Source organism: Microbacterium sp. FG3 (assembly GCF_057809335.1).
This window is the reverse complement of sequence record NZ_JBMDJT010000035.1, coordinates 22,705-30,009: the sequence shown is the minus strand read 5'-3', so window position 1 is coordinate 30,009 and position 7,305 is coordinate 22,705. Positions and strand designations below refer to the sequence as shown.

Genomic DNA, 7,305 nt, shown 5'->3' with positions numbered 1-7,305 from the left:
CGGTTGCGGTGGTCGCTTCATCTCCGCGGCTCCGCCGCTCCGTTCAGCAACCGATCACGTCGAACCGATCACTGTGCGAGCGAAGCGACCATGGCAGTTGCGGTGGTCGCTTCGACCGGGGGGTCGACCGCCTCACACAGCTCCTCGGCCGGGGCGGAAGGGGGAGACCGTGGGGTCGTTCGGGATCCAGAAGCGCCAGGGGTAGGCAGACGTGCCGGCGATGCCGGCAACGCCCACGCGCGGCCCGGTGGCGTACTCCGCCAGCGGCGTGACGGGCAGCTCGAGGCGGGCCACCGCCCCTCCGAGCTCGCCACCGGCGACCGCGTCGATGCCATCGTGCAGGGGGTGGCGCAGACCGACGGCGTCGCCGAGACGGCCGGGGCCGCGGGCGAGGTCGCGATCGGTCCTGGCCACGCCTCGCACGTGCCGGCGGCGGCGGGCGATGTCGGCGCCGCGCACGATCTCACCGGCGCGCAGCAGGCAGCCGTCGCCGCGGCCGGCGGGCCCGCACACGACGTTGACGCACGAGTGGATGCCGTGGCTGAGGTACACGTAGAGATGCCCGGGCTCGCCCCACATCGTCGCGTTGCGCGCCGTGCGCCCCATGCGCGCGTGCGATCCGGGATCCGGCACGTCACCCGATCCGGCGCCGTGGTACGCCTCCACCTCGGTGATGCGCACCGCCACCGTCTCGGGGCCCGACCCCGCGTCGACCACCGTGGTGAGCACGGCGCCGAGCAGACGGGGCGCCACCTCCACCGCGAGCGGCAGCAGGTCGTCGCGGGTGGCGGGCCGCAGCCCGCTCACCAGGGCCCCACCTGGCACCACGAGATGTCGAAGCCGCGCAGCGCGCCCACCTGCTCGCCGGAGTCGACCTCGACGATCCGCGTCTCGAGCGTGCGGGGCATCGGCTGGGCGGCCATGTCGTACGGGTTGTCGATGAGGTCGGGGGCGACGAGCACGGCGACGTACTGGCCGCTCGGCGAGACGCACACCTGCTGCACGACGTCGGGCGCCGCCACGTGCAGCAGCTCGCGCGCCTGCCCCTCGGCGGTCACGTGCGCGATCGAGGCCGCGGCCGGCAGGCCGTCGTCGCCGAGCACGGCGTAGCGGTGCACCGAGTCGCCGTCGGGGAGGGGCGCGATGAAGCCGAGCGTGCCCGGCTCGGGATCGGCCTCGGTGATCGGCGTCTCCTCGCCCGTGGCCAGGTCGAGGGTGACGAGCCCGGCGTCGATCCGCTCCACCACCGCCGTGTAGGTGCCGCGCGTGACGGCGTCGATCGTCACGGCCGTGCCGAGGAAGGCCGGATCGGCGCCGTCCGGCTCGACGAGGATGAGCTCGCCGTCGAAGTCGATCATGAGAAGCGCCGACGAGTCGGGCACGAACCGCCAGCGGTCCACGCTCGGAGCCTCGTCGCCCACCTCGACGGGCACGGCATCCGCCCCCGGATCGCGCAGCGACGACAAGTGCAGCACCGACTGCATGCCGGTGGCGGCGTCGAGGTCGGTGTAGGTGTATCCGATGGTGCCGCCCCGCTCGGACACCTGCAGGCTCGCGATGATCCCATCGCCCGGCAGCGCGACGTCGCGCGGGTTCCCGCCGTCCCGATCCGTCACGATCAGCCGCGCGCGACCGCCCTCCCGCACCGACACGACGATGGCGTCGCTCGTGGCACGGAAGTCGTCGATCTCGGGGTGGCTCACCACCGCCACGCGCTCGCCGTCCAGGCCGGCGCGGTAGATGGTGTCGTCCCCGTCCTCGCTGCGCTCCAGGATGAGCACCTCGGCGGGCGGCGTGCGGAAGGTGGTCTCGAGCGTGGCCGCGGGCCCGCCGCCGACCCCGCGCACCCCCTCGACGGAGACGCGGTACTCGGTGTCGGCGTCGAGCGGCGCCGTGAAGCGCACGCCCACGGCACGGCCGGCCGCCTCGACGGTGTGCGCCGCCTCCGGTTCCACGACCACCTGGGCGGGATCGATCGGGGCGAGCGCCTGATTGGCGGTGAGGATCGCCCGGGCGCCGGCCACCTCGATGGCGGCGGCCGGATCGACCTGCGCGTCGCTCACGCGCGGCCCCTGCGACAGGCTCACGGCGGCGCCCGCGCCGGCGAGCACGGCGAGCGCCGCGACGACGGCGGCGAAGGCCGCGGCGAAGTGGCGCCGCGCGGACCGCAGGCGTGCGGCGCGGCGCGGGATGCGGTCAGTACTCATACGGATCCTCGGGCTCGGGCACCTCGGTCACCGATGCCGGCTCCACGACCAGCTCCCCCTCGGCGGTGGCGGAGACGACGCCCTCGACCTCGATCCATCCGCCCACGGGGAACTCGCCCCCGACGGGCGCGACGGGGAGCGAGGCGGGCTGCGCGTCGATGACGCAGTGGGTGATGACGAGGCGTCCCAGGCGGATGCCGTCCTCCCCCTCGCCCGCGGGCGTGACGAAGCCCGTGAGGGTCACCTCGGCGCCGTCGAACGCGTCGGGGCTCGTCGCGCGCGCGAACACCGCCGCCCAGTCGCCCACCCCGAAGCCGCTCGTGTCCGAGCCGGCCGCGAGCACGACGTCGTCGGCGCCCGCGAACAGCGGCGCCGTGCCGGTGTCGCGCTCCATCGCCAGGTCGACCGACAGCGACGCAGGCGGCAGCAGGATGGCGCCTGCCGCCACGCCCGTCGCGAGCACGCCGCCCACCGCGCCGACGGCGAGCGCGACGCGCGGCGACCGCTCGCCGTGCGCGTGGTCGTCGTCGCCGTGGTCGTGCCCGTGGTCGGCCTCGGCGCCCAGGGGCAGCGCGAACGACGCGACGGCGCCGATGAGCACGATCACGGCCATGCCCACGGCGAACCACGTCTGGGCGGGGTTGATGTACAGGGCGAGCCGGTCGGTCCACGCGAGGCCGATCGTGACGACGGCGAGCACCGTCGCGAGGCCCACGCCGAGCCAGCGCGTGCCGAGGGATCCGAGGCGGCTACGCAAGGAGGTTCACCCCGATCCCGATCGCGAAGGCCGACAGGATCACGACGACGACGATGCCGGACAGCACGCGCCACGTGAACGTCGTGCGCATCAGCGCGAGCATCTTGACGTCGACGATCGGCCCGACGAGCAGGAACGCCACGAGCGACCCGGGCGAGAACGTCGACGCGAACGACAGCGCGAAGAACGCGTCGACGTTCGAGCAGATCGCCACGGTCACGGCCAGCAGCATCATGGCGACGATCGACAGCACGGGATTGGAGCCGATCGCGACGAGCGCGTTGCGCGGCACGAGCACCTGCACGGCACCGGCCAGGGCCGATCCGATGACGAGGGCCGGCATCACCGCGCGCAGCTCGACCACCAGCTGCGCGATGCTGCGCCGCGCGCGCGATCCGGGCTCGTTCGCGACGACCTCGCACGTCTGCGCGAACCGCTCCGTGAGCATGCGCTGCGGGTCGGGGTGGCGGCTGTACAGCCAGGCGACGAGGTTGGCGATCGCGTAGCCGCCCAGCAGCCGCGCCACGAGGATCCCGTCGCTCCAGCCGAAGGCCTGGTGCGTGGTGAGGATGACGATGGGGTTGACGATCGGCGCCGCCACGAGGAACGCCAGGGCGTCGCTCGGTCCGACGCCGCGCATGAGCAGGCCGCGCGCGAAGGGAACGTTCCCGCACTCGCACACGGGGATGAACATGCCCAGCAGCGACAGCACGGCCCGGCGCGCCCAGCCCGCGCGCGGCAGGATCCGCTCGATCACGCCGTCCGGCAGCCACACCTGCACGGCGATGGAGAGCACCACGCCGAGGGTCACGAACGGCAGGGCCTCGATGAGCACGCTGAGCGCGAGCGTGAGCCCGTCCTGCGCGCGCGAGGGCAGGTCGGCGGGGAACAGCGCGGGCGCGAAGGCGTCGATCGCGAACAGCGCCGCCACGACGACGAGGCCGATGCACAACGAAGGAAGAACGCGCGCGCGGCGGCGAACGGGCGCCTGAATCGTGGTCATCGTGCTCGATCTGCCTTCGTTGTGCGGCGGGTGCGCGGCTCCGGCCGACGGCCCGCCCGGGTCACGCCCCCGCGGCGGCCTTCCGGGCCGAGCACTCCTGGCACAGCCCGAAGATGTCGACGACGTGCTCGGCCTCGGTGAAGCCGTGCGCGGCGGCGGTGTCGCGCGCCCACTGCTCCACGGCGTGCGCCTCGATCTCGACGGCGCGGCCGCACGAGCGGCAGATGAGGTGGTGGTGGTGGCCGGTGCTGCGGCATGCGCGGTAGAGCGCCTCGCCGTCGGGGCTCTGCAGGGAGTCGGCCTCGCCCGCGGCCGTCAGGCCCGCGAGGGCGCGGTAGACCGTGGCCAGGCCGATGCCCGTCTCGGCCTCGCGCAGCGACTGATGCAGGGTCTGCGCGCTCACGAAGCCGGCGGCCTCGCCCAGCGCGTCGCGCACCCGCTCGCGCTGCCATGTGTTCCGCTGCGCCATGGTGCCGATCCTATGCCGCGCTCCTCGACGCCGCCTGGGCATGGGAGCGCTGGGCCCGGTCCCGCCGCCACGCGATCAGCCGGCACACGGCGTAGATGAGGAACGAGATGGTCGTGATGTACGGGCTCACCGGCAGGGTGCCCGCGATCGCGAGCAGGATGCCGCCGACGGCCGATACGAACCCGAACAGCGCCGACAGAAGCGGCACCGAGAGCGGGCCGTGCACGACCTTCATCGCCGCGGCGGCCGGCGTGACGAGCAGCGCCATGACGAGCAGCGCGCCGATGATGTGGACGGCCACGGCGACGACGAGGCCCATGAGCAGCATGAACAGCATGCTGATCGCGGTGCTCGGCACGCCCCGCGCGGCGGCGGAATCGGGATCGAGCGAGTCGAAGCGCAGCGGGTTCCACACGAGCACGAGCGCCACGAGCACCGCCGCGGAGATGCCGATGAGCCAGCCGAGGTCGGGGGTCGTGACCGAGATGATCTGCCCCGTGAGCAGGCTGAACCGGTTGGCGCTGCGCCCCTCGTAGAGCGAGAGGAAGAGGATGCCCAGGCCCAGCCCGAACGGCATCAGCACGCCGACGATCGAGTTGCGGTCGCGCGCCCTGGCCCCGAGCAGCCCGATGAGCAGCGCCGCCGCGATGGCGCCGAGCAGCGATCCCGCGACGACCGAGCCGCCGAACAGCAGCGCGGCCGCCGCGCCGGCGAACGACAGCTCGCTCACGCCGTGCACGGCGAAGGCCATGTCGCGCTGCATGATGAAGATGCCGATCAGGCCGCCCACGATGCCGAGCACCGCGCCGGCGACGAGCGAGTTCGACACGAGCTGCAGCAGCGCGCCGTAGTCCTGGAACGAGAACACGTCGCTCCACTCGAGGGCGGGGCGGATCATGCGTGGGCCTCGTGGTCGTGCTCGTGCTCGTGCGCGTGGTGCGGATCGGCGTCGGGGATGCCGACGACGACGAGCCGGTCGCCCGCGCGCAGCACGTGCACGGGCGCGCCGTACAGATCGGAGAGCACGTGCGTCTGCAGCACCTCCTCCGGGGTGCCGAGCGTGAACCGCCCGCCCGCGATGTAGAGGATGCGATCCACGCGATCCAGGATCGGGTTCACGTCGTGCGTGACGAAGAGCACGGCCGTGCCGCTCGCGCGCTGCCGGTCGATGATCTCGGTGATCGCCTGCTGGTTGGCCAGGTCGAGGCTCGAGAGCGGCTCGTCGCACAGCAGCAGGGCGGGGTCGTCGGCCAGCGCCTGGCCCACGCGCAGCCGCTGCTGCTCGCCGCCGCTGAGGCGCCCGACCGGGTGGTCGGCGTACGCGGTGGCGCCCACGGCCTCCAGCAGCGCGTCGACGCGGGCGCGGGCGCCGCGCGGCGGGATCGGCAGGCCGAAGCGGGCGCCGTTCACGCCGAGGGCGACGAGGTCGCGGGCGCGCAGGCTCGTGTCGGCCGGGAACGGCAGCTGCTGGGGGATGTACCCCACGCGCGGATTGCCGCGCCGCACGGGCTCCCCCGCCACGCGGATGCCGCCTTCGCTCAGCTCGCGCAGGCCCAGGATCGCCCGCATCAGCGTGGTCTTGCCCGATCCGCTCGGTCCCAGCACGGCGACGAACTCCCCGGGCTCGACCCGCAGATCGAGGCCGGCCCACAGCTCGCGCCCGCGCAGGCGCAGCGCGGCGCCGTCGATCTCGAGAACGGGCGCGGTCATCCCCTCAGCCTATCGCTGATCCTGATAACGGTTCTCGGCATGCTTACATCCGCGAACCCGCCCTCGATCCGCGAACCCGCCCCGGATGGAGCGCGGGTTCGGCGAACGAGGGCGGGTTCGCGGGAGAGTGGATCAGGCCAGGGCGTCGGCGAGCGCGTCGATGTTGGCCTGCATCCAGGTGACGTAGGTCTCGCCGTCGGGCAGCGTCTCGCCGTATTCGACCACCGGCACGCCGGCGGTCTCGGCCGCGTCGAGCACGGCCTGCGTCTCGGGGCCGCCCGTCTGCACGTTCGTCACGAGCACGTCGACCTCGCCGCCCTCGATCGCCGTCGTCGCCGCGAGCAGCGTGGCGGGCGCGACGTCCTGCCCCTCCTCCACGGCCTCGGCGAAGCCCTCCGTCGTGACATCGGTCAGGCCCGCCTCGGCGGCCAGGTAGCCGCCCACCGGCTCGGTGAAGAACACCGTCGCGCCCTCGTGCGCGGCGGCGATCTCGCCCAGGCCCGTCTCGAGGCCCTCGATCTGCGCGATCAGCTCCTCGGCGTTCGCGTGGATCGTCTCGGCGTCGTCGGGCAGCAGCGCCTCGGCCTCCTCGGCGATCGCCTCGACCGCGTGCGCGATCGTGTGCGGGTCGTACCAGACGTGCTCGTTGAAGCCCTCGATGTGGTGGTGCTCGTGCCCCTCCTCGGACTCGCCCTCGTGGGCGTGCTCGTCCTCGGCGTGCTCGTGCTCGTCCTCGGCGTGCTCATCCTCGGCGTGGTTGTACTCCACGACCGTGACGACGTGCTCGATGCCGGCGGCCGCGACGAGATCCTCGGCGAAGTGGTCGTAGCCGCCGCCGTTGAGGATCACGAGATCGGCCTCCTGCACCGCGAGCTGGTCGCGCGCCGTGGCCTCGTACTCGTGCGGGTCCTGCGTGGGCGAGTCGATGATGGCCGTGACCTCGGCGGCGCCGCCCACGATCGCCTGGGCCAGGTCGGCGTACACGCTCGTCGACGCGACGATCGACACGCCGCCCTCGTCCGCGGCCGCGTCGCCGGGGCTCGAGGCGCAGCCCGCGAGGGCGAGCGCCGAGACGGCGGCGAGGGACAGGACGGGCAGCATGCGACGGGTCATGCGCATACCCTACGCAGAACGATAACGGTTCTCAAAATCGACGAAG

8 protein-coding genes are annotated in these 7,305 nt (G+C 73.4%); all 8 read right to left on the bottom strand.

Features of this window, described 5'->3' with window-relative positions; translation table 11 throughout:
- Window positions 1-132: 132 nt before the first annotated feature.
- Window positions 133-807, bottom strand: coding sequence for a DNA-3-methyladenine glycosylase (locus tag ACODR5_RS11135; protein WP_488983673.1), 675 nt, complete (start codon window positions 805-807; stop codon window positions 133-135).
- Entirely contained in the window at window positions 804-2,207 is a 1,404-nt protein-coding gene (locus ACODR5_RS11130; protein WP_488983672.1) for a hypothetical protein, read from the bottom strand. Before ACODR5_RS11130 ends, ACODR5_RS11135 begins: the two co-directional genes overlap by 4 nt.
- The gene (locus ACODR5_RS11125; protein ID WP_488983671.1) at window positions 2,197-2,964 is read right to left on the bottom strand and encodes a TIGR03943 family putative permease subunit; all 768 of its coding nucleotides are present in this window, start codon (window positions 2,962-2,964) and stop codon (window positions 2,197-2,199) included. Before ACODR5_RS11125 ends, ACODR5_RS11130 begins: the two co-directional genes overlap by 11 nt.
- On the bottom strand, window positions 2,957-3,967 hold the full coding sequence (locus ACODR5_RS11120) for a permease (protein ID WP_488983670.1): 1,011 nt from the start codon (window positions 3,965-3,967) through the stop codon (window positions 2,957-2,959). Before ACODR5_RS11120 ends, ACODR5_RS11125 begins: the two co-directional genes overlap by 8 nt.
- Window positions 3,968-4,028: 61 nt before the next feature.
- On the bottom strand, window positions 4,029-4,436 hold the full coding sequence (locus tag ACODR5_RS11115) for a Fur family transcriptional regulator (RefSeq protein ID WP_488983669.1): 408 nt from the start codon (window positions 4,434-4,436) through the stop codon (window positions 4,029-4,031).
- A 10-nt stretch (window positions 4,437-4,446) separates the two neighbouring features.
- Complete coding sequence (locus ACODR5_RS11110) at window positions 4,447-5,334, bottom strand: metal ABC transporter permease (protein ID WP_488983668.1); 888 nt, start codon at window positions 5,332-5,334, stop codon at window positions 4,447-4,449.
- Window positions 5,331-6,146, bottom strand: coding sequence for a metal ABC transporter ATP-binding protein (locus ACODR5_RS11105; protein WP_449853092.1), 816 nt, complete (start codon window positions 6,144-6,146; stop codon window positions 5,331-5,333). Before ACODR5_RS11105 ends, ACODR5_RS11110 begins: the two co-directional genes overlap by 4 nt.
- Before the next feature lie 132 nt (window positions 6,147-6,278).
- Complete coding sequence (locus ACODR5_RS11100) at window positions 6,279-7,259, bottom strand: metal ABC transporter solute-binding protein, Zn/Mn family (RefSeq protein WP_488983667.1); 981 nt, start codon at window positions 7,257-7,259, stop codon at window positions 6,279-6,281.
- Window positions 7,260-7,305: the final 46 nt, after the last annotated feature.